Below are 23,314 nucleotides of genomic sequence, written 5' to 3'. Positions count from 1 at the left end.
GATGAAATCGCTGAAATATCTGTTGCTGACGGTGGCCGTGCTGACTGCCGCGACGCTCCCGGCGCGTGAATACCGCGTGGCTGCAGGCGATGTGGCCGCGACGCTGCGCGAGGCGAAGCCCGGCGACCGCATTGTGATCGAAGATGGCATATACAACGATCTGACGCTGAAATGGCTCGGCCGCGGCACCGAGAAAAAGCCCCTGCACATCGAGGCGGCAACGCCCGGCGGGGTGGTCTTCACGGGCACCTCGACGTTGCGTCTGGCGGGAGAATGGGTCGAGGTGAGCGGCCTCTGCTTCCGGGACGGACACGCGCCGTCGGGTTCGGTCATCGAGTTCCGCAACGGCCGCGAGGTGGCCAACCACTGCCGCCTGACGGAGTGTGTCGTCGACGGCTACAACCCCGTGCGCCGCGACATGGCCTACAGTTATATCCTGCTCTACGGACGTCACAACCGCGTCGACCACTGCACGTTGACCGGCAAGCTCAACCTGGGTGTCACGCTGATCGTCATGCTCAACGAGGAGCGCAGCCAGCAGAACTTCCACCGCATCGACCACAACTGGTTCGGTCCGCGTCCGGTCTACGGTTCGAACGGCGCCGAGACGATCCGTGTCGGCACCTCGCAGCAAGCCTACTCGTCGTCCAATACGCTCATTGAGGAGAACCTCTTCGACCGCTGCAACGGCGAGGTCGAGGTGGTCTCGATCAAGTCGAGCGACAATACGATCCGCCGCAACGTCTTTTTCGAGTCGGAAGGGGTGCTGGCCCTGCGCCACGGCGACCGCAATACGGTCGAGGAGAACCTCTTCGTGGGCCACGGCAAACGCAATACGGGCGGTATCCGCGTGATCAACGCCGGCCACAAGGTGCGCCGCAATACGCTGGTGGGCATCGCCGGCGAGCGCTTCTTCTCGGCGCTGGCCCTGATGGACGCCGTGCCCAACTCGCTGCCCAACCGCTACTGTCAGGTCGAGGATGTCGAACTGACGGATAACACCTTCATCGACTGCTCGAACATTGAGTTCGGCACGGGCAAGGACCTTGAGCGGACGCTGGCCCCCGAGCGGGTGTTGTTCGCCCGCAACACGATCGTCAACCCGAAGGCCGACGCTCCGTTCATCGCCGTCGACCGCACCGACGGCTTCACCTTCCGCGACAACCGCGTCGCGCTGGCCCGTCCGTGCGAGATCAAGGGTTTCGAGAACGTTCAGCCGCAGCTTCCCGTACTGCCTGCGGAGACGGAGATGCGTGCCGGCAAGGGGGCCTCGTGGTACCGTCCCGAGGTGCAGGCACAGTCGCGCTCGGAGCGCGTCTATACGGTGCATGCCGGTGAGGACCTTCCGGCCGTGGTCGAGCAGGCCGAGGCGGGGTCGGTGGTCGAACTGGCCGATGCCGGCGGTGACTACGCCATCCAGCGTGCCATGGTGGTGCGCGTGCCGCTGACGATCCGCGGCGTGAAGGGAGGCGAGCGTCCCGTCGTGCGCTTCAACGGAACGCGCGGTGACAACATGGTGACCATCGCCGATGGCGGTGAACTGCATATTGAGGGGATCGCCTTCTCGGGCCGCCTCGAGGAGGGCAAGGCGCTGGCCAAGGCCGGTATCTCGACGGCCCGCGACATGATCCGCCCCTACAACCTCCGGGTGGACAACTGCGCCTTCTACGACTTCGGCGAGAGCGGCTTCTTTGCCGTCAAGGGGACGCAGGCCACCTTTGCCGGACGGGTCGAGATCCGCAACTCGATCTTCCGCGACCTCTCGGGCGACGCCATCAACTACGCCGCCGAACGCGACGACAAGGGACGCTACAACGCCGACGACATGGTGATCGAGAACTGCTCGTTCTACCGCATCCTCGGGCTGCCGATCAACATCTACCGCGGCGGCAGCGACGAGTCGACGGCCGGTCCCTATGTGACGATCCGCCGCTGCAACTTCGAGGACTGCTGCAACAAGGAGCGCGGTTCGGTGATGCGGCTCGTCGGTCCGCAGGTGCTCGACATCGAGGGGTGCAACTTCTCGAACAGCGGCCGGGGCGGACGTTCGATCCGTCTGGACGAGGCCACCTGGGAGAAGGTCTCCATCTCGGCGTGCAATTTCTGGAATGCCGGCGCCATCCTCTCGATGACGGGCAAGGCCGTCAAGGGAGAGCTCTATGAACTGGAACCCGTCTATGTCGATGCCGCGCATTACGACTTTGCGCAGCGCGAGGATTCGCCGCTGGCACGGCTGGGCATAGGTGTTAAAAACGAATAACCGAATGAAGAGACTGCTTTTTATGACCTTCGGAGCGCTGCTGACGCTCGGTGCATGGGCCGGAGAACACCCCTCGCTGATGCTGACGGCACAAGGTGTGGCCGAGATGCGCGACGATTGCGGCAAGGTGCCTGCCTTCGACGCCTCGATGGCGCGTACGCTGGCCGGGGCGGATGCTGCCGTGGCCTCGCCGATCGAGGTGCCCCAACCGCGCGACGGCGGTGGCGGCTACACCCACGAACGCCACAAACTGAACTATTACGAGATGGTCGACTGCGGCATCGCCTGGCAGGTGACCGGCGAGGAGAAGTATGCCCGCCGCGTGGCCGACATGCTGAAGGCCTACGCCGACCTCTATCCGACGCTCGGATTCCACCCCGTCAAGCTCTCGAAGACGCCGGGCCGCCTCTTCTGGCAGACGCTCAACGAGAGCGTCTGGCTGGTCCACACCTCGATGGCCTACGACTGTGTCTACGATTACATGTCGGCCGACGCGCGGGCCTATGTTGAGCAGAACCTCTTCCGCCCGATGGCCGACTTCCTGATGAACGGCATGGAGGGCAACCGCGCCAACAACAAGGTATTCAACAAGATGCACAACCACGCCACGTGGGCCACGTCGGCCGTCGGCATGATCGGCATGGCGATGGGTGACGAGGATCTGGTGCGCAAGGCCCTCTACGGTACGGATGAGACAGGCAAGCACGGCGGCTTTATCCAGCAGCTGGACTACCTCTTCTCGCCCGACGGCTACTTCACCGAGGGCGCCTACTACCAGCGTTACGCCATCTGGCCCTTCATGGTCTTCGCGCAGTGCATCGAGCACAACCGCCCCGATCTGAAGATCTTCCAGTATCGCGACGGCATTCTGCTCAAGGCCGTTTCGACGCTGTTGCAGCTGGCCTACGACGGCCGCTTCATGCGCTTCAACGACGCGCTGCTGAAGGGCTACGACGCCCAGGAGCTGGTCTATGCCGTCAACATCGCCTACAACGCCGACCCTTCGAACAAGACGCTGCTCGACGTGGCGGCGCGCTATCAGGACTGGGTGCTGCCGACCGATGCCGGATTCGCCGTAGCGCGTGACATCGCCCGGGGCGAGGCCCGGCCGCTGACCTTCCACAGCGCCCTCTTCCGCGACGGACGCAACGGCGACGAGGGGGGCATTGCGGTGATCCGCTCGACCGACCCCGCGCTCAACAGCGCCCTGACGCTCAAGGCTACCTCGCACGGTCTGAGCCACGGCCACTACGACAAACTGACGATCGCCTACTACGACAACGACAACGAGGTGCTGTGCGACTACGGCGCCGCCCGCTGGCTCAACATCGAGGCCAAGTACAAGGGTCACTACACGCACGAAAACAAGTCGTTTGCCATGCAGACCGTGGCCCACAACACGCTGGTCGTCGACGAGCGTTCGCACTTCGACGGCAACTACGACGAGTCGATGAAGCACCACTCGGAGATCCTCTTCACGGACTTCTCGCGCAAGGATGTGCAGATCGTCTCGGCTCGGGAGACCAATGCCTGCCCGGGCGTGGCCATGCAGCGCACGCTGGCCTACATCACCACGCCGTTCCTGCAGTATCCGCTCGTTCTCGACCTGCTGCAGGCCCGCAGCGACAAGGAGCACCGCTACGACTACCCGATGTGGTACGGCGGCCACATGGTGAGCGTGAACTTCCCCTACGAGAAGGCCCTCACGACGATGTCGGCCCTGGGCGAGGCAAACGGTTACCAGCACCTCTGGTGCCAGGCCCGCGGCCGCAACGAAAAGTCGGCCACGACGACCTTCACGTGGATCACCGGCGACCGTTTCTACTCGCTGTCGACGGCCACGACGCCCGCCAGCGAGATGGTCTTCGTCGAATCGGGAGCTTCGGATCCCGACTTCAACCTGCGCACCGAGAAGGGCTACATGATCCGCGAGAAGGGCAGGAAGAACCATACCTTCTTCTCGTCGCTGGAGACCCACGGCACGTACGATCTGCAGGTCGAGCAGTCGGCCAATCTGACCTCGTCGTGCGTCGGCGTGCGGCTGGTGGTCGATACGCCGGAGTACACGGTGGCCGTGGCCGAGTACAAGGACGGGCACAGCGTCACGCTCTGCGTGGCCAACCGCTCGTTTGATGCCGGGAAGCACCACACGGTCAAGAGCGCCGAGGGACGTTTCGAATGGACGGGTCCCTACGAGGTGAAGATGAAATGATTGAAACTGAAAAACCTCTAAAAAACAATTAAGGATATGAAAACACGCAGTGAAACATTCCAGCTCGAGAGCGAGCTTCCGTGGGAGACCCCGGGACCGGGTATCCGTCGTCAGATCATGGGTTATGACGGTCAGTTGATGATCGTGAAGGTCCATTTCGACAAGGGCGCCGTGGGCACGATGCACGCCCACTACCACAGCCAGGCTACCTACGTGGCCAGCGGCAAGTTCGAACTGACGATCGGTGATGAAAAGAAGGTGCTCGGAGCGGGCGACGGCTATTACGTGGCTCCGGACGAGATCCACGGATGCGTCTGCCTTGAGCCGGGTATTCTGATCGACACCTTCTCGCCCCACCGCGAGGATTTCCTCAAGAAGTAACCGCTTAACGACTGCCTGAATGAAAATCAATGGATTGCGGTGGATCGTCCTGGCGTTGATCGCCATCGTGACGATTATCAACTACCTCGACCGTGGCACGCTCAACTACATGTGGGTGGCCAATACGAAGGTGGTCTGCGCCGCGGGTGACTACACCTACGACGCTGCGGCCGATACCTATACGGTGCTTTCGGACGGCAAGTCGGTGACGCTGGCAGGTGACGAGGTGACCAAACTCACCGACGGAGCCATCGAATATGTCAAGCATGGCGGTATTGCCAAGGAGCTGGGGCTGATCGACGTCAACGCCTCGGCCGAAGAGCAGCAGCGGCAGGCCAAGAACATGCTGGCCGTCATCACGATGTTCTTCATGATCGCCTACGGCGTGAGCCAGCTCGTCTCGGGCAAGATCTACGACCGGATCGGTACGCGGCGGGGCTTTACCCTCTCGGCGCTGGTCTGGGGCGGTGCCGATGCGCTGGCCTCGATCTCGACGGGTCTCAAGTCGCTGACCTTCTTCCGCGTGATGCTCGGACTGGGCGAAGCCGGACCGTGGCCCGGAACCACCAAGTCCAATGCCGAGTGGTTCCCGCAGAAGGAGCGTGCCCTGGCTCAGGGTATCTTTGGAGCGGCCGCTTCGGTGGGATCGATCATCTCGCCGGTGTTGATCCCGATGCTGTTCCTGGCCTTCGGCTGGCGGGTGACCTTCGCCGTGGTGGGTTCGCTGGGCATCATCTGGGTGATCCCCTGGCTGATCATCAACAAGAAGGGACCCAAGGAGCACCCCTGGATCACCGACAGGGAGCGCGAATACATCATCACGGGTCAGCCCGAGTGCCGCGTCTCGTGCGATACGGCCAAGTCGTGGGGACGGCTGCTCAGCGAGCGCAAGAACTACGCCGTCATTCTGGGCCGCTTCTTCCTGGATCCCATCTGGTGGATGTTCGTCACGTGGCTGCCGATCTACCTGATCGAGGTCTTCGGACTGGACATCAAGCAGATCGCCATGTCGGCCTGGGTGCCCTACGTGGGTGCCGCCATCGGCTCGGTAGCCGGCGGATGGTTCTCGGGGCTGTTGATCAATCGTGGAAAAACCGTTAACTTTGCACGCAAAGCCGCGATGATCGTCGGATCGTGCTTCATCATTCCGGGCATGATTCTGGCCGCTGTCGCCTCGTCGGCAACGATGGCCGTCATCATGATGGCCTTCATCCTGGGCGGTTATCAGTTCGTGATGACCAACATCCAGACCCTTGCCAGCGACCTGCAGACCGGCAAGGCCGTCGGTTCGCTGGCCGGACTGGGCGGCGCTTCGGCCGTGCTCGGAACCATCATCTCGATCCTGTGCATCCCCTACCTGACGCAGAGCGGCGACTGGACGGCCTTCTTCATCCTCGGAGCGGCTCTCGTCCCGGCCTGCCTGCTGTGTGTCTTCCTCTTCGGCGGACGCATCGAGCAGCTGAACAAGTAACACCTCTCCCGGCCGGGCCGTCCTGCCGAAAGACGCCCGATCGGGTTGACCGAATAGAAAAGACGTAAAACAAGTAAAACCTTTTTAAAACTTAAAAAGAGATGAAACTGAGTGGAAAAGTAGCCGTCGTAACGGGCGGTGCGCGCGACCTGGGTCGTGCAATTTCTGTGAAACTGGCTGCCGAAGGTGCCAAGGTTTGCCTGAACTATTTCGACAATCCGGACGATGCCCAGAAGACCCTTGAGATGATCAAGGCCGAGGGTGGCGAGGCCATTGCCGTACAGGGCGACATGACGAAGGCTGCCGACGTGAAGAACCTCTTCGCCAAGGCTGCCGAGGCTTACGGCGGCAAGGTGGATATCCTGGTCAACGTCGTAGGTGGTCTGGTGGGCCGCAAGCTCATCACCGAGCAGGATGAGAAGTGGTATGATTTCATCATGGATGTCAACATGCGTTCGGTATTCCTCTGCACCCGCGAGGTGGTTCCGATGATGCCTGCCGGCGGTTCGATCGTCAACTTCTCGTCGCAGGCTGCCCGTGACGGAGGCGGTCCGGGTGCTTCGGTTTACGCTACGGCCAAGGCTGCCGTTATGTGCCACACGCGTGCCATGGCCAAGGAGCTCGGCCCGCAGGGAATCCGTGTCAACGCCCTGGCTCCGGGTATGATCAACACCTCGTTCCACGACCGCTTCACGAAGCCCGAGGCTCGTGAGAACCTCCACCACACCGCTCCGCTGCGTCGTGAGGGTAATGCTTCGGAGGTTGCCGACCTGGTATGCTTCCTGGCTTGCGACGAGTCGAGCTACATCACCGGTACGAACATCGATATCAACGGTGGTGTCCTCTTCTCGTAGTCGACGCTGAAGTTTTTTCGAGTGGCGGACGGTTTCCCGAAAGGGTGCGTCCGCCCTTTTTTTACCCATGATCCATGATGATGAAACGCATCTTGTTGCTGATGGCGTCGTTGGCGGCGCTTGTGCCGGCCAGCGCGCAGTACTCGTTCAACGGTGAGTTGCTCGACCGCCTTGCGGAGGCTTACCGGAAGGGGGATCCCCGGGCCGTAAAGGCGGTCGAAGAGGTGGCAGCCGAGGCTGACAGCACGCTGCTCGGCATGGAGCCGCTGACGGTGACGGCCAAGAAGCAGCTGCCGCCCAGCGGTGACCGCCGCGACTACCTGTCGCTGTCGCCCTACTGGTGGCCCGACCCCTCGAAACCCGACGGCCTGCCCTATATCCGCCGCGACGGTGAACGCAACCCCGAGGTCTACGATTGTCCCGAGCGGGAGAACGGTGACCGGTTGGGGACTGTGACCCGCACGCTGGCGGTGCTCTACCGTGTGACGGGCGACGAGCGCTATGCGGAGAAGTGTGCCCAATTGCTGCGGACGTGGTTCCTCGACCCCAGGCTGGGCATGAACCCCAACATGACCTATGCCCAGCTGATCCGGGGCCGTCAGACGATTCGCGGAACGGGAATCATCGATTCGCGCCGCATGGCCTTTGCGCTGAATGCCGCCCAACTGATCGACTCGTCGCCGGCGTGGAGCGACTACGACCGCCGTGAACTGCGCGAGTGGGCGCGGACCTTCCTCTACTGGATGGAGCACAGCGTCAACGGACAGAAGGAGCTCCACGCGGCGAACAACCACGGCCTGTGGTACGATGCCATCCGGCTGATGACGGCCCGGGCTGCGGGACTTGACGACCGTGTTCGGGAGATTGCCTGTGAATCGGTCAAACCCCGGTTTGCCAAGCAGGTGGCCGGGGACGGTACGCTCCCCGAGGAGCTGGTGCGCACGCTTTCGCTGCACTATTCGACCTTCGTGTTGGAGGCCCTCTCGACGGCCCGCAACGTGGCGCGTGCCGAAGGCGTCGAGTTGTGGGAGATGCCCGAGGCGCAGCGCGCGCTGGAGTATCTGATTCCCTACTACGAATCGCCCGAAAAGTGGCCCTGGCCGCAGATCAAACCCTTCGCACAGCGGCGCGGTGCGGCGCTGCTCTATGAGGCGGGGCTGGCGCTTGATCGCCCGGAGTGGGTCGAGACGGCCCGCCGCATCGGCTTTCATACGTCGAAAGCCGATTTCGAGGCGATGCTCCATTTCGAACTGCAGTAGGCTGTTGCCAGGCAGCCTGAAAAAAACGACAGCTCCTTTCGGGATCTGTCGTTTTTCGTATCGACGTGTCGGAAACCTATTCGCGATCCGTGCGGAAGGGAATGACGGGAATTCCGTAGGTGTTGCAGAGGGTCGTGGGCGTGTAGTTGTGGAAGGCGTAGCGCACGGCGACCGGCTCCTTGACCTCCTTGGAGGTCACCTCGACGATGGGTTTCGAGATGACGACACGCCCCTCGGCGGGATGGAATACGCCGTCCTTGCCGGCCAGTTCGAATCCCGGAACCACTTCGTGCTGCGGGGTCATGCCATAGCGGGCATTGTCGAAGGTGACCACGGCCTTGCCCTTTTCGAATTTCACCTCCTTGACCTGGACGGCCGACCAGCAGTTGGCCCGTACGCCGTAGCAGCGTACCAGCGCTTCGGCCGCCAGCCGCTGGCCCACTTCGCGTTTGCGGCGGGGGTGGATCGAGAGCACCTCGCCCAGATCCGTCGTGGCGATCATCGCCGAGTTGGGAATCAGCTTCCGGGCATCACACTGAGCCTCCATCACCTGTACGCCGTCCGTCGCAGCGGCGTCGTTGTAGGAGTAGGGGGCAATCTGCACGTAGAGGAAGGGCATCCGGTTTTTCGTATCGCCCCATTCGGCGCGCCAGAAGCGGACCATCTCCTGCATGAGCCGTGCATAGCGGGCCGACTCCTTGCGGTTGGCCTCGCCCTGATACCAGGCAAAGCCGCGGGCCGTGTAGCCGGCCACCGGTGCGATCAGTCCGTTGTAGAGCAGCCCGCACTTGGCGCGCTGCTGGATCTTCGGGTCGGCGTTGATCTTCTCCACGTCGTAGCCCATGGCGGTGAGCGAGGCAGGGTCCATCCAGGCCTCGATTTTCGAACCGCCCCAGCTCGTCGAGACGATGCCCACCGGCACGTCGAGCGCCTCGGTGAGCGACTGTGCGAAGAAGTAGGCGGCGGCGCTCATCAGCACGGCCGTCGTGGGTGAGGGGATCTCCCAGCGGGCCCCCTCGAAGGTGCGCTGCGGCGTTGCGGCCTCCTTTTTCGGAAGGGTGATCATGCGGATGCGGTCGCGGTACTGCGTCGACTGGATGATCGTCTGCAGCGATCCCTCGACGGGCTGTCCCGTGTAGCCGCGCAGGGGCATGTACATGTTCGACTGTCCGGAGCAGATCCACACCTCGCCGATCAGGACGTTCGACAGCGTCACTTTCGAGTCGGCATCGCTCACCGTGAGCGTCTGCGGGGCGTAGGATCCCTCGGGGGTGGCGATCTCAGCCTTCCAGCGCCCCTTTTCGACGGCCGCACGTACCGGAGTGTCGCTCCACGAGGCGGCGAGTGTCACCTCCTCGTGGTCGGATTCGCCCCAGAGGAGGACCTTCTGCTGCTGTTGCAGCACCATGTTGTCCCCGAAGATGGCCGGCAGGGTTACCTTGCCCTGGGCGCTCCAGGTCGTCGTTGCGGCAAGGAGCAGGAGCAGCGTGCGCTTCATTGCGGTCAGAGGTTTCCAGCCAGGAAATCCACCGTCTTGAAGAAGACCTCCTCCATCTTGTCCGAGGCCTTGGCGCTCAGGTTGTGGTCGTAGTTCTCGAGCACCTCGAGGTCGACCTTTCCGCCGCGCTTCTCGAGGGCTGCGGCGAAGGCCTTGCTCTGTGCGCACTCGACCGTGATGTCGGCCGTACCGCAGAAGAGCAGCGCTGCCGGAACGTTCTTCTTCGGTACGAGGTTCACGGGCGAGGCGGCGTGCAGCACCTTCGGGTCGCGGTCGCAGAAGTAGCCGATGCGCTGCGGATCCTTCGAACGCTGGCAGATGGCGGCCGTCTCCAGGTCGTAAATGCCCGAGTAGCCGACGAAGGCCTTCGCCCCCTGCGTGCGCATGGCGCCGACGGCAGCCAGATGGGCGCCGGCCGAATTGCCGACAAATCCGATCCGCGAAGGGTCGATGTTCAGCTCCTTGGCGTGGTCGCGCAGGTACTTGACGGCGGCCAGCACGTCGTCGATCGAGACCTCGACCGTGGCGCCGGGCTGCGGGGCCAGCGTATAGGCGATACGGACACCCGTTACGCCCTTCTGTTTGGCCATGTACTGCGACAGGGTGCGCAGGGCGCCGTTGTTGCCGCGGGCCCAGCCGCCGCCATGGCAGTAGATCACCACCGGAGTGGGCTGCTCGCTCACGGCCATGTCGACGGCCATCTTCAGCTCATAACCGTCGTGCGTGCGGTAGACGTACTCGCGCACCTCGACTCCTTTGTAGTCCTTCGATTGCAGCCGGTCGCGCTGGTAGGTATAGGGCTCAAGCAGCCCCTCGACCTTCGAGAGGTCGACCAGCTTGGCGTAACGGGCCTCGTTGATGAGCGAATAGCTGCCGTCCGTATTCTGTTTCAGTTTCATCGAATAGCGGTTCGTAACCTGGGCCGGCTGTTGTGCGGCCTGTTGCGCCGAGGCCGTGAATGTCACGGCCAGAAGCGCTGCAAAAAGGATTTTTTTCATGATTTTCAGGTCGGGTTAGGAAATTTTTACTACTTTTGTTTGACTTTGGAAATTGGTTAACCAAAATTTCAGTGCGAACAAAGATAGCGATAAAAACAAGAAAAGCAAACATGAAACGACTGATTTTATTGATTTCGCTGCTTGCCGGACCGGTTTTCTCGGCCTGTTCGGGGAATGCGTCCGCGCCGGTGACGCCACCCGAGGAGATGCCTTCGGATACGGACACGGATGATGAACCTCCATTTTATGGCGGCGAGCTTCGGGCCGACGGCAATTCGGCCGGGACCTATGACCTGATTCTGCGCAACGGCTTCAACTACGAAGCTCCCGATCAGTCGGGGGCCCATGCCGAGGCTCCGTTCCAGCACGTGCAGCAATCCTACTCCGAGGAGCTCGGCGAGTATGTCTTCGATTTCTATATCCATGTGGAGAACGACGACGACCGCGGCAAACCCAACGTGACGGACCGTCAGCGCAACGAGATCAAGACCGACGCCAAATCGCCCGAGTCGATGGTGGCGCAGAAGGGTGAAGAGATGATTTTCCGCTGGAAGTTTCGTCTTCCGGAGGGAATGCAGACGACGAAGAACTTCTGCCACGTACACCAGATCAAGGGGATTGACAACGCTCAGGAGACGGCCGACATCGATTATCCGCTGATTACCTTTACGCCCCGTACGCTCTCCAACGGCAGTCGGCAGCTGCAGGTGATCTACGTGGGTCCTTCGGCCGATAAGACCGGCAATATCTATCTGGCCAAGGTTCCGCTGTCGGATTTCCTGGGCCAGTGGGTCGAGGTCGAGGAGCGTGTGGTTTGCGACGTGGAGGGAAGCTACCAGCTGCTGGTCAAGCGCGTCTCCGACGGCAGGACGCTGATCTCGGTCTCGGAGCATACGCGCAACATGTGGCGCGAAGGTTCGACGGGCATTCGTCCCAAGTGGGGCATCTACCGCAGTATCGGTGCCAACGGGTCGCTGAAACCGGAGTTGCGGGACGAGATTGTTCAGTTTGCTGATTTTTCCGTAGAAAAGGTCGTTCGATAATTTTGGTTGAATTGGTTTTTTTACGACCTTTGTACCGTCAACAGAAATTAACCCTGAATGAACTACTCGCCCAATATCAAACAAGTCGAAACCGTCCTGAAGTATATCAAGGATCAACTCTATTCGGGACGTCTGCAACCCGGTGAGCGTCTTCCGGCCGAGCGCCGTCTGGCCGAAAAACTTGGCGTAGGACGTGCTCACGTCCGGGCGGCCTTCCAGAAACTCGAATTTTACGGCATCGTCCAGACCTTCCCGCAGAGCGGTACGGTTGTTGCGCAGGAGAAGATGCAAATTCTCGAGCGTATGATTACCGATGCTCTTCAGATCGAACAGTACGACTTTGCGTCGCTGGTCTACGTGCGTATTCTGCTTGAGATCGAGGCCATCCGTCTGAGTGCCCGCAACCGCACGGTCGAGGATCTGGCCGCCATGGAAGAGGCTCTCAAGGAGTGCGAGGAGAAGTTCTACACCGACGAACGCGTCTCGAAGGACTTCGCCTATCATCAGGCGCTGGTCCGCGGCGGACACAATCCGGTGATTGCTTCGCTGCTGTTGGTCATCACGCCCGATGTGCTGCGCTACTATCAGCGTTACCGGGTCTGCTCGGTCCCTTCCGAGGAGGTCTGCTTCGAGCATCGCGAGCTTTTGCGTTTCGTGCGCGAACAGAACGAGGAGGCGGCTGCCGAGATGCTGCGGCACCATTTCAAGTCGCTGCGCGAGTTTGCCTCGACGAACAACGATCCGAATCACTTCCTGGAAGAGCAATCCGTCACGTCGGTCGTCAACGAGTAGGGCTTATGCATAAAAAGAGGGACGTGCCTTTGTGGCTCGTCCCTCTTCTTTGTGTATGAGGCAACAGGGTCTGGCGGCCTCGACCGTCCTTGTCTCGGACCGGTCCTTTTCATTAGCCTCATCTTTGACCGACCCTTTCCGTCTGTCCCGTCTCCGTCGGCTCTCTCTGTCAGCCTTGCTTTCATTGGCCCTCTTCGTCGGTGCCATTCGCCTTGCGGATCCTTATTCGCGGTTGAGCCACTCCTGCAGTGGAGCGGGGAGTTCGAGCGACTGGCAGTCGAGCGTTTCGAGCAGCCGGCGTCCCTGCGGCGTGACGGAGTAGAAGAACTGGCGTCGGTCCTTGCAGCACATTTCCCGGACTGCCAGCCCCTTCGATTCGACCGAGCGGAGCACCTTCGACATGTTCGACGGCGTCAACCCGAGCGCCTCGCCCAGTTCGCCGGGGCACATCTTTTCGCACTGCGAGAGGGAGCAGAGCGTCATTCCTTCGTTGAGCGAAATACCGTAATGCGCCTCGAAATCGGCTTCGAAGCGCATGACGGCCCGCTGCAGGTCGCGGATGCGGCAGAGCTTATCCATTTTGTGCGGCTTTGTGGATGGCCTGCATGCCGCAATGGCGCATGCACTTGCCGCATTCGATGCAACGTGTCGGGTCGATCACCGGAAGCGAGAATCCCTCCTGCGAGATGGCCTCGACCGGGCAGAGCCGGATCAGCGGACAGCGGTGGTTTTGCGGGCAGAGCTCCGCGTCGATCATCATGGCCATGGCTTTACTGCTTGTTGTTGAGCATGATTTCGTTGATGGCCTTCTTGAGCGTGGCTTTGGGCAGGGCACCCTGGGCCATCTGCGGTTTGCCCTCCATGGGGATGAAGAGCAGCGTGGGGATCGAGCGGATGCCGAAGGCGGCAGCCAGTTCCTGCTCGGCATCGGTGTCGACCTTGTAGATGTAGATCTGGTCCTTGTACTCGGCGGCCAGCTCTTCGAGAACCGGCGCCAGAGCCTTGCAGGGTCCGCACCACGTGGCGTAGAAGTCCACCAGGGCCGGTTTGTCGCCCAGATATTTCCACTCCGTGGGGTTCTTTTCGTAGTCGGCGACCTTCTTCAGAAAGTCGGCTTTCGTCAGTGCAATCGTATTCATCTCTTTCGTGTTTTGTGTGTTTTCCTTTTTCTTCGTGTTGTTCTGTGCGCAGCCCGTCGCGAAGAGCGAGAGGGCGGCAATTCCGAGCAGCAGTCGTTTCATGGCCTCTTTTTGGTTGGTTTCCTATCAATAACGATGCAAAGTTGTGAATTATTTTCCGATAAGACAAATTTCCGATGGAAAATATTTTGCTGGATTGGGAAAAGGGCCTTTTGCGGGGATTGGAAAGCGGGATAAAAGGCGTGTGGAATGAGTCGGAAGCGAATGCCTTGCTGATGTCTGCCTGCCGGCTTACCCCCGCCCGCCCCCTGCCTATTCGAGATAGATCAGCACGTTGCCGCTGATCTGCTGGAGCGAGATCTCGCAGAGTTTCGTGTTATACTGCGCCGTGAGGATACGCTCCTCGGCATCCAGCAGGCTCTTCTGCGCCTCGCGCATCTCGATGCCCGGCAGGTCCCCCAGCCGGTAGCGCTCCATGGCAATCTCGTAATTCTCGCGGGCCGCCACAAGGTTGTCCTCCTCCAGATGGATCACCTCGAGATTGTTGCGGTAGGCCTGCCAGAAGTTCGAGAGGTTGGCCCGCAGCGAGAGCTCGAGCTGCTGGCGCGTCAGCTCGGCATTCTCGACGCTGATGCGGGCGTTGCGCTGTTCGCGGCGGCGGTTGCCGTCGAAGAGGGTGAATCCGACCGAAACCCCGGCATTCAGCCCGAGTGTGCCGCGCGAACGGTTCGTGCCCGTGCCGTAGAGGTTGTAGGAGTATCCGTAGCCGGTCGAGAGGTTGACATAGGGGTAGTTCCGCGCCTGGAGGATCTTCAGGTCGAACTCCGCGATGGCGGTGTCGTGGCCGGCCATCAGCAGCGAAGCGTTGGCCGAGAGCGTGCGGTCGAGCAGTTCGTCCCAGTCGAGCGAGGCGTTGACCCGGATCACCGAGTCCTGCACGGCGATCCGGCGGTCGAGGTTCTCGTGGGCCAGCAACTCGTTGATGCGGATGCGCGAGGCGGTGACCACCTCCTGCTGCGACATGTACTGCGAACTGTCGGCGTTGAAGTCCACGCGGGCCTGCAGCAGGTCGAGCCGCGAGAAGTTGCCCACGCGGAAACGCTCCTCGGAGATGCGCAGCCGTTCGCGCGAGAGCTGCACCGCATTGCGGAAATTCCTGAGCCGCAGCGTCTGCTGGAGGTAGTTGTAGTATTCGGCCGTGAGGTTGGCCATGAAGTCCTCGATGGTGATGCGGGTCTGCAGGGCTCCCATCTGCTGCAGCTCCCGAAGGCGGTCGTAGGTGGTCCGGATGCGGAAACCGTCGAACAGCGTCCAGTTCACGGCCACACCCACGCTGGCCGTCTGGTCGTAGACGCTCGTTTCGGTGCTTTGCGAGCCGTCGCGCAGCGTCGTGCCGCGACGGTTGTCCCACGTGCCGGTGTAGCCCGCCTGGAGGTCCACCGTGGGCAGCATGCCGGCATTGGCGGCCGTGGCGTTGTTGTCGCTGATGCGTTCTTCGTTGCGGACGATGCGCACGTCGTAGTTGCGTTCGAGTCCGATCTCCAGGCAGCGGCGCAGCGTCAGCGGTTCGTTCTCGGGGAAGTCCCGCATCGGTTCGGGACTTGGGTTTGTCGGGGTCTGGGCCAGTGCTGCGGCCCCGAATCCCGCCAGGAGTATGGTCAGAAGAAGGTGTTTCATGCCTGTTGTTTTTTCGATTTGCGGGACCGGTCGGTCGAGACGTAGCTGTAGATGGCCGGGACGATGTAGAGCGTCAGCAGCGTCGAGACCACCATGCCGCCCACGACGGCCACACCCATGGCCACGCGTCCGGCGGCACCCTCGCCCGAAGCCACGGCCAGCGGCAGCATGCCCAGCACGGTCGAGGCGCTGGTCATCAGAATCGGGCGCAGACGCTGCTGGGCCGCCTCGGCGATGGCGTGCCGCTTGTCGATGCCGGCCTCCTGCTTCTGGTTGGCGAACTCGACGATCAGGATGCCGTTCTTGGCCACCAGACCGATCAGCATGATGATGCCGATCTGGCTGAAGATGTTCATCGTCTGGTCGGTGCTCCACATGAAGACCAGCGCGCCGGCGATGGCCAGCGGCACGGTGAGCATGATGACCAGCGGGTCCTTGAAACTCTCGAACTGCGCCGCCAGAATCAGATAGATCAGCGCGATGGCCAGGATGAAGGCGAACATCAGACTCGACGAACTCTCGCGGAACTCCTTCGAATCGCCGGCCAGCGCCGTGCGGAAGTCGTCGCCGAGCGTCTCTTCGGCGATGCGGTCCATCTCGTCGAGTCCCTGCCCGATGGTGCGGCCCTTGGCCAGACCGGCCGAGACGGTGGCCGAGAGGAAGCGGTTGTAGTGGTAGAGCTTCGGCGGGGCGACGTTCTCGACCAGCGAGATGAGGTTGTCCATCTGGATCATCTCGCCCTTGTCGCTGCGCACGTAGATCGACCGCAGGTCGGCGGGTTTGTTGCGCTGCTGGCGGTTGATCTCGGCCAGAATCTCATACTGCTTGCCGTTCATGTAGAAGTAGCCGAGGCGCTGGCCGCTCAGTCCGTACTGGAGTGTCTGGGCGATGTTGCGCGTCGAGACCCCCAGCAGGTTGGCCTTGTCGCGGTTGACCTCGATGCGCACCTCGGGTTTGCTGAACTTCAGGTCGACGTCGGCCATCTGGAAGACGGGGCTCTCGTAGACCCGGCGCATGAACTCGGGCAGCACCTCCTCGAGGCGTTCGAGGCTCGTGGCCTGCAGCACGTACTGCACGGGCATGTTGCTGCGGCGTCCGCCGAAGGTGCTCTGCTGCTGGACGAACGAACGCGCCTTGGTCTTCGAGCGCACGGCGGCCGAGAGCTCCTCGGCAATCTCCATCTGCGAGCGTTTGCGGTCGGCAATATCGGTGAGCGAGACGCGGATGTTGCCCGATCCGCTCGAGACGCGGGCCATGACCGAGGCGGCCTCCGGAACCAGCGAATCGACCAGCTGGTTGATCTCCTCCGTATAGTCACGCAGGTACTCGTAGGTGGCGCCTTCGGAGCCGCGCGTGTTGATCGTGATCTGCGAACGGTCCTCCAGCGGGGCCATTTCGGCGGGGATGGCACTCCACAGCCAGCCGATCAGCCCGAGTGTCAGCGCGACGACGGGCAGCGCCAGCCAGCGGCGTCGCAGCAGCGAGGCCAGAGTCGAGGCGTAGAAGCGGTTTAACCACTCGAAGAAGGGCTCCGTGGCGTTGTAGAACCAGTTCTTGCGCTCCTGGCGCACCAACAGCTTGGTGGCCAGCATCGGGGTGATGGTCAGCGCCGCGAAGGTCGAGATCAAGACGGCGCCGGAGATCACCAGACTGAATTCGCGGAACAGACGTCCGGTGGTCCCCTCCATGAAGACGATCGGGAAGAAGACGGCAATCAGCGTGATGGAGGTCGAGAGAACGGCGAAGAAGATCTCCTTGGCCCCTTCGATGCCGGCGTCGCGGGGTGACATGCCGCGTTCGATGCGGATGTAGATGTTTTCGGTCATCACGATGGCGTCGTCGACGACCAGACCGACCGACAGCACGACGGCCAGCATCGAGAGGACGTTGATCGAGAAGCCGGCCACGTACATGATGAAGAACGTACCGATCAGCGAGACGGGGATCACGATGCAGGGGATGAGCGTCACGCGCCAGTTCCGCAGGAAGAGGAAGATGATGATGATCACCAGCACGAAGGCCTCGTAGACGGTCTGCTTCACCTCGTCGATCGAGGCGCGGATGAAGCGCGTGTTGTCGAAACCGTAGGAGGTGACCACGTCGTCGGGCAGATCCTTCTTCATCGTCTCCATGCGTTCGTAGACGGCGTCGGCGATCTCGATGTGGTTGGCGCCCGGCTGCGGGACGACCACCACGCCCACCATCGGGATGCCGTTCATCTTCATGTAGCTGCGCGTATCCTGCGGGCCGAGTTCGGCGCGTCCGACGTCGCTCAGGCGGATGATGCGGTCGCCGTCCTCGCGGATCACCAGGTCGTTGAACTCCTGCGAGGTGTGCATCAGCCCCAGCGTGCGGATGGTCAGTTCGGTGGTGTTGCCCTCGATGCTGCCCGAGGGAAGCTCGACATTCTCGCGGTCGAGGGCATCCTTGATGTCCGAGGGGGTTACGCCGTAGCCGGCCATCTTCGCCGGGTCGAGCCACAGCCGCATCGAGTAGCGCTTTTCACCCCAGATCTGCACGCCGCTCACGTCGCTGATCGTCTGCAGCTGCTCCTTGACCGTCAGGTCGGCGATTTCGCTCAGTTCGAGCAGCGAGCGCTTGTCGCTTTGGATCGTCACCAGCAGAATCGGCGTGGCGTCGGCATCGGCCTTCGTGACCGTCGGCGGGTCGCAGTCGCGCGGCAGGTAGCGCTGCGCCCGCGAGACCTTGTCGCGCACGTCGTTGGCGGCGGTTTCGAGATCAACCGAGAGTTCGAATTCGACGGTGATGCGGCTCTGACCCTGCTGGCTGGTGCTCGACAGCGAGCGGATGCCCGGGATGCCGTTGATGTTCTGCTCGAGGGGTTCGGTGATCTGGTTCTCGATCACGTCGGCGTTGGCTCCCGGGTAGGAGCACTGCACCGAGATGATCGGGTTGTCGACGCTCGGGTATTCGCGCACGCCGAGGGCCTTGTATCCGATGAAGCCGAACAGGAGAATGATGATCGTCATCACGGATGCCAGCACGGGACGCCGGATGCTGAGTTCGGAGATGTTCATGCGGCGCGGGTTTTAGTCGATGCGATCGAGTTGGACGGGGAGGCCTTCGCGCAGCTGGAGCGTTCCGGAGGTGAGGAGCGTGTCGCCGACCTGAAGGCCGTTGATGATCTGAATCTGGGATTCGGTGCGCAGTCCGGTGGTCACCTCGACGGCGTGGGCCTTCCCGCCGCGGTAGAGGAAGACCTTGTCGATGCCCATTTCGGGGACGATGGCTTCGGTCGGTACGGCGATGGCGTCCGAAATCTCGTGCATGCGGATCTCCACCGTGGCGAAGCGTCCGGGAAGCAGCCGTCCCCGGGCATTCGGGTAGCGAGCCCGCACGGCCAGCGTGCGGGTCGTGACGTCGACCTGCGTTTCGGTGGCGTAGACCGTGGCCTCGAAGCGCTCCTGGCGGCCCTCGACGGTGAACGAGAGGCGCGTGCCGGGATGGATCTGGCTGGCATAACGCTCCGGGACGTAGAAGTCGATCTTCAGCGGGGAGATCTTCGTCAGCTTGGCCACAACGACCGACGGCGAGGCGTAGGCCCCTTCGCTGACGTTGCGCAGACCGATGATGCCGTCGAACGGGGCGCACAACTCCGTGAGGGCGATATTGGACTTTACGATGTCGATATCGGCGTTGAGCGTGGCCAGTTCGGTGCGGGCCTGCTCGTAGGCCTCCTGGCTCACGGCGTCGCGTTCGAGCAGGGCGCTCTGGCGGTAGACGCGGTCTTCGGCCAGTTTGAGCTGGGCCTCGTAGCGTGAGAGCTGGGCCTGCAGAGGGCGGTCGTTGACCTTGGCCAGCAGCTGGCCCTTGCGGACGGCGGCGCCCTCCTGGAAGTTGATGGCCACGATCTTGCCCGAGGTCTCGAACGAGAGGTCGACCTCCTCGTCGGGCAACAGGTTGCCCACGGTGGTGATCCCGTCGGTGAGGGACTGTGGGCGGATGATCAGACCGTTGACATTGAGCGTATTCCGTGAGCGGGGTACGATCGGCTCACCGGCGCTCTCTTCGGCCGGGGAGCGTTTGCCGTAGTAGTTGTAGATGCCGAGAGCCGCACAGAATACCGCCAGGATAATGGCCGTAATGATCCATTTCTTCTTTTTATTCATGGTCGAGAGTGAGCTTTGGGTTGGGTGATTGTTGACAAAGATACGTTTTTTGAACCGGAAAACCGAATAAAGTTTTCTGTTTTTGCTGTTCCGGGGCAAGTTTCGCGGGGTCGGAGGAGGGAATTCCGATCTTTTTTTTTATCTTTGTAGGGACGATCCGCACCGAAGCGGTGTTGCGGTCGCCGATTCCGATTCCTTACCCGAAAAACTGCTTGCTGATGAAACTGCGAACCCTTCTTGTCGGTACACTGATGCTCGCCTGGGGGCTGTTGCCTGCCCGGGCCGGAGCCCGTATCGAAGCCTGGCGCGATGCCGAAACCAATGCCGTCAACCGCATGCCGATGCATGCCTCGTTCTTTGCCTACGAAAGCCGCGAGGCGGCCCTGGCGGGCGACCGCAAGGTCTCGGAACGCTACCTGTCGCTCAACGGCGTGTGGCGCTTCGCGTGGGTCGAGGACGCCGACCAGCGCCCGACGGACTTCTACCGCACGGACTACGACGACGGGCATTGGTCGACGATGCCCGTACCGGGGCTCTGGGAGGTGAACGGCTACGGTGATCCTCTCTACGTGAATATCGGCTACGCCTGGCGCGAACAGTTCAGGAACAATCCGCCGGAGGTTCCCGTCGAGAACAACCACGTGGGTTCATACCGCCGCGAAATCGTGATCCCCGAATCGTGGCGCGGCGAACAGATCATCGCCCACTTCGGTTCGGTGACGTCGAACCTCTCGCTGTGGGTCAACGGTTCGTTCGTCGGTTACAGCGAGGACAGCAAACTCGAGGCCGAGTTCGACATCACGCGCTACGTGAAGCCCGGCCGTAATCTGATAGCCTTTCAGGTCTTCCGCTGGTGCGACGGGAGCTATCTCGAGGATCAGGACTTCTGGCGGCTGAGCGGCGTGGGGCGCGACTGCTATCTCTACGCCCGCGACTGGAAGCACATCGAGGATGTCCGGCTCGGAGCCTCGCTCACGGATGATTTCACGCGCGGACGGCTCGACGTCGAGCTGCTCTTCCCGCGCGAGGCCCGGGGGTGTACGGCCGAGGTGCGGCTCGAGGTGCCGGGAGCGCCGGAGGAGGCTCTGATCGGACGGGTCAAGGTCTCCGGCGAGAAGGAGCATTTGACGCTCGACGCGGGGCAGGTGGAGGCCTGGACGGCCGAGACTCCGCGGCTCTACGACGTGACGGTCACCCTGACCGATCCGACGGGCCGGCTGCTGGAGGCAATTCCCCTGCGGACGGGTTTCCGCAACGTCGAGATCCGCGACGGACGGCTGCTCGTCAACGGACAGCCGATCCTCATCAAGGGGGTCAACCGCCACGAGATGGATCCCGACAACGGCTACTACGTGACCGAGGAGCGGATGCTGCAGGATATCCGGCTGATGAAGCAGGCCAACGTCAATGCCGTGCGGACGTGCCACTATCCCGACGACAGCCGCTGGTATGAACTCTGCGACGAGTACGGGCTCTACGTGGTGGCCGAGGCCAACATCGAGTCGCACGGCATGGGCTACGGCAACCGGACGCTGGCTCGCAATCCGCTCTACGCCGGGGCGCACCTCGAGCGCAATCAGCGCAACGTCATGCGCAACATCAACCACCCTTCGGTGATCGTCTGGTCGCTGGGCAACGAGGCGGGTGACGGGGAGAATTTCACGGCCTGCTACAAATGGATCAAGTCGTTCGATCCGTCGCGTCCGGTTCAGTACGAGCGGGCCGAAGGGGGAGACAACACCGATATCATGTGCCCGATGTACTGGGAATACGAACGGTGCGAGAAATACGCTTCGGAGAATCCGCGCAAGCCCCTCATCCAGTGCGAATACGCACACGCTATGGGGAATTCCGAGGGCGGTTTTGCCGACTATTGGGATCTGATCCGCCGCATCCCCTCCTACCAGGGCGGTTTCATCTGGGACTTTGTCGACCAGTCGCTGCGCGTGAAGCGCAACGGCCGTTGGATCTATGCCTACGGCGGCGACTTCAACCCCTACGACGCCAGCGACAACAACTTCTGCGACAACGGACTGATCTCGCCCGACCGGCGTCCGAATCCCCATTATGCGGAGGTTGCCTTCCAGCACCAGTCGATCTGGACACGGGCGGTGGATCTGCGTGCGGGACGGATTGCCGTCTATAACGAGTACTTCTTCCGCGACCTGTCGAACTATCGGCTGACGTGGACGCTGCTCGAGGAGGGTCGCCCTGTGCAGTCGGGGACGATCGAATCGCTCGATGTGGCTCCGCAGCAGACGCGCGAATACACGCTGCCGCTCGAACTCGACGGACTGGAGGGTGAGCTGCTGCTCAATGTGGCGTATGACCTCAAACGGTCGGAACCGGCCCTCGAGGCCGGAACGTGCCTGGCCCGTGCCCAGCTGCCGGTCGTTGAGCACCGCTTCGAGCCGCTGACGATTGCCAACCGTCCGACGGATCGCCATTCGCAACCCTCGCTGACGCTCTCGGACGCCGACCGCAACTATGTGCGGATCTCGTCGGAGTGCTTCACGCTCGACATCCGCCGCAGCGACGGTCTGATCACCCGCTACGAGGTCGGCGGAACGCCGGTTCTGGCGCCGGGATGCGTGCTGCGTCCGAACTTCTGGCGCGCTCCGACCGACAACGACTTCGGGGCCGGCCTGCAGCAGAAGTATGCCGCCATCCGCCATCCGGAGCTGCGGCTCGAACGGCTCGACAGCCGGCTCCGTGACGGAATCGCTTGCGTGCGGGCCGAGTATGACTTTCCGGCCTATGCGGCGAAACTGACGGTCGAGTATGCCGTCAACAACGTCGGAGAGATTGTCGTCGAAGAGCAGGTGAAGGTGACGGGCAAGAGCGGGGACAAGTCGCTGCCGCGCCTCTTCCGCTTCGGCATGCTGATGACCCTTCCGGCTGATTTCGACCGCATCGACTATTACGGCCGCGGGCCGGGCGAGAACTACGCCGACCGCAAGACAGCCTCGTTCCTCGGTCTCTACCGCCAGACGGTCGACGAACAGCCCTATCCCTACATCCGGCCGCAGGAGACCGGTACGAAGAGCGACGTGCGCTGGTGGCAGCAGAGCCTGCCCGGCGGTTGGGGGCTGCGCATTACGTCGGATGCTGCCTTCTCGGCCTCGGCGCTTCGCTATTCGCCCGAGTCGCTGAGCGGCGGATGGGTGAAGGAGCAGCTCCACTTCCCGGAGATCGACGCCGACGGACGTGTCTGGCTCTGCATCGACGGCCGGCAGATGGGCCTTGGCTGTGTGGATTCGTGGGGCGCCCTGCCGCGCGAAAAGTACCGCATTCCCTACGCCGATCTCACGTTCCGCTTCAAGCTGTCGCCCGAGCGGCTGCTGCGTTGATCCGTACGGGCCGCAACAATGCGGCCCGTAATTTGCTGCCATCCGATCGACACAAAAACAACTGCCTTATGAAAGAGAAGGAAAAATGTTCGCCCTGCGAGGCGAATTTCGAACGCAACATCCATCATCTGGTCAAGGAGGGTGAGGCTCCGACCTCGAAGGAGCGCCACGAAAAACAGGAGGAGGTAAAGGCCGCCTTTGCTCAGGAAGAGCGTCTCCACAAGCACGAAGAGTAACCGCTTCGGCCTGA

The 23,314-nt window shown here is 62.0% G+C and carries 18 protein-coding genes; 10 read left to right on the top strand and 8 right to left on the bottom strand.

The genetic code is table 11. The annotated features are described in order from the left end of the window. The first annotated feature begins 1 nt into the window (after position 1). From B5G09_RS02085 to B5G09_RS02060, 6 genes are all read left to right on the top strand, one after another. A complete protein-coding gene (locus B5G09_RS02085; RefSeq protein ID WP_241147530.1) occupies positions 2-2,260 on the top strand; it encodes a chondroitinase-B domain-containing protein in 2,259 nt (752 codons plus the stop codon). A 4-nt stretch (positions 2,261-2,264) separates the two neighbouring features. Then, complete coding sequence (locus B5G09_RS02080) at positions 2,265-4,472, top strand: alginate lyase family protein (protein WP_087403810.1); 2,208 nt, start codon at positions 2,265-2,267, stop codon at positions 4,470-4,472. Positions 4,473-4,508: 36 nt separating this feature from the next. After that, positions 4,509-4,853, top strand: a complete 345-nt coding sequence (locus tag B5G09_RS02075) for a cupin domain-containing protein (RefSeq protein ID WP_087309358.1) — start codon at positions 4,509-4,511, stop codon at positions 4,851-4,853. Positions 4,854-4,872: 19 nt separating this feature from the next. Continuing rightward, positions 4,873-6,324, top strand: coding sequence for an MFS transporter (locus B5G09_RS02070; protein WP_087403809.1), 1,452 nt, complete (start codon positions 4,873-4,875; stop codon positions 6,322-6,324). A gap of 101 nt (positions 6,325-6,425) precedes the next feature. Beyond that, positions 6,426-7,178: a glucose 1-dehydrogenase gene (locus B5G09_RS02065; RefSeq protein ID WP_087403808.1), complete on the top strand. Its 753-nt coding sequence runs from the start codon at positions 6,426-6,428 to the stop codon at positions 7,176-7,178. An 80-nt stretch (positions 7,179-7,258) separates the two neighbouring features. Then, positions 7,259-8,437: an alginate lyase family protein gene (locus tag B5G09_RS02060; RefSeq protein WP_206384400.1), complete on the top strand. Its 1,179-nt coding sequence runs from the start codon at positions 7,259-7,261 to the stop codon at positions 8,435-8,437. 76 nt (positions 8,438-8,513) lie between these two features. Here the strand turns inward: B5G09_RS02060 and B5G09_RS02055 are convergent, their stop codons facing one another. Together B5G09_RS02055 and B5G09_RS02050 are read right to left on the bottom strand one after the other, a co-directional pair. Further along, complete coding sequence (locus B5G09_RS02055) at positions 8,514-9,935, bottom strand: sialate O-acetylesterase (protein ID WP_087403806.1); 1,422 nt, start codon at positions 9,933-9,935, stop codon at positions 8,514-8,516. Between the two features lie 5 nt (positions 9,936-9,940). Next, entirely contained in the window at positions 9,941-10,933 is a 993-nt protein-coding gene (locus tag B5G09_RS02050) for an alpha/beta hydrolase (protein WP_087403805.1), read from the bottom strand. 110 nt (positions 10,934-11,043) lie between these two features. Between B5G09_RS02050 and B5G09_RS02045 the strand changes: the two genes are divergently transcribed. Both B5G09_RS02045 and B5G09_RS02040 read left to right on the top strand, forming a co-directional pair. Continuing rightward, positions 11,044-11,976, top strand: coding sequence for a hypothetical protein (locus B5G09_RS02045; protein WP_087403804.1), 933 nt, complete (start codon positions 11,044-11,046; stop codon positions 11,974-11,976). Positions 11,977-12,033: 57 nt separating this feature from the next. Continuing rightward, entirely contained in the window at positions 12,034-12,768 is a 735-nt protein-coding gene (locus B5G09_RS02040; RefSeq protein ID WP_087403803.1) for an FCD domain-containing protein, read from the top strand. Between the two features lie 222 nt (positions 12,769-12,990). On the opposite strand, the gene B5G09_RS02035 is transcribed toward B5G09_RS02040, so the two are convergent. The 6 genes from B5G09_RS02035 to B5G09_RS02010 all read right to left on the bottom strand — a co-directional run bounded on the left by B5G09_RS02035 (position 12,991) and on the right by B5G09_RS02010 (position 19,714). Beyond that, complete coding sequence (locus B5G09_RS02035; RefSeq protein ID WP_087403802.1) at positions 12,991-13,347, bottom strand: MarR family winged helix-turn-helix transcriptional regulator; 357 nt, start codon at positions 13,345-13,347, stop codon at positions 12,991-12,993. Further along, complete coding sequence (locus tag B5G09_RS02030; RefSeq protein WP_087403801.1) at positions 13,340-13,534, bottom strand: 4Fe-4S binding protein; 195 nt, start codon at positions 13,532-13,534, stop codon at positions 13,340-13,342. The genes B5G09_RS02035 and B5G09_RS02030 overlap by 8 nt, the downstream gene beginning before the upstream one ends. A 4-nt stretch (positions 13,535-13,538) precedes the next feature. Then, on the bottom strand, positions 13,539-14,009 hold the full coding sequence (gene trxA, locus B5G09_RS02025; protein ID WP_087403800.1) for a thioredoxin: 471 nt from the start codon (positions 14,007-14,009) through the stop codon (positions 13,539-13,541). A 210-nt stretch (positions 14,010-14,219) separates the two neighbouring features. Next, positions 14,220-15,584 (bottom strand): TolC family protein, encoded by a 1,365-nt coding sequence (locus tag B5G09_RS02020; RefSeq protein WP_087309369.1) that lies wholly within the window; start codon positions 15,582-15,584, stop codon positions 14,220-14,222. Beyond that, positions 15,581-18,622 carry an efflux RND transporter permease subunit gene (locus B5G09_RS02015; RefSeq protein ID WP_087403799.1) on the bottom strand — a complete coding sequence of 1,014 codons (3,042 nt, stop codon included), beginning with the start codon at positions 18,620-18,622 and terminating at the stop codon, positions 15,581-15,583. The genes B5G09_RS02020 and B5G09_RS02015 overlap by 4 nt, the downstream gene beginning before the upstream one ends. 12 nt (positions 18,623-18,634) lie before the next feature. Further along, a complete protein-coding gene (locus tag B5G09_RS02010) occupies positions 18,635-19,714 on the bottom strand; it encodes an efflux RND transporter periplasmic adaptor subunit (RefSeq protein ID WP_087403882.1) in 1,080 nt (359 codons plus the stop codon). Positions 19,715-19,965: 251 nt separating this feature from the next. On the opposite strand from B5G09_RS02010, the gene B5G09_RS02005 reads away from it, so the two are divergent. Together B5G09_RS02005 and B5G09_RS14145 are read left to right on the top strand one after the other, a co-directional pair. Beyond that, a complete protein-coding gene (locus B5G09_RS02005; protein ID WP_087403881.1) occupies positions 19,966-23,064 on the top strand; it encodes a glycoside hydrolase family 2 TIM barrel-domain containing protein in 3,099 nt (1,032 codons plus the stop codon). A gap of 68 nt (positions 23,065-23,132) precedes the next feature. After that, entirely contained in the window at positions 23,133-23,300 is a 168-nt protein-coding gene (locus B5G09_RS14145) for a hypothetical protein (RefSeq protein ID WP_164496856.1), read from the top strand. Positions 23,301-23,314 lie beyond the last annotated feature (14 nt).

The sequence above is a fragment of the Alistipes sp. An54 genome, from assembly GCF_002159375.1.
Taxonomy (GTDB): domain Bacteria; phylum Bacteroidota; class Bacteroidia; order Bacteroidales; family Rikenellaceae; genus Alistipes; species Alistipes megaguti.
This window is presented reverse-complemented; position numbering and strand designations above follow the sequence as displayed.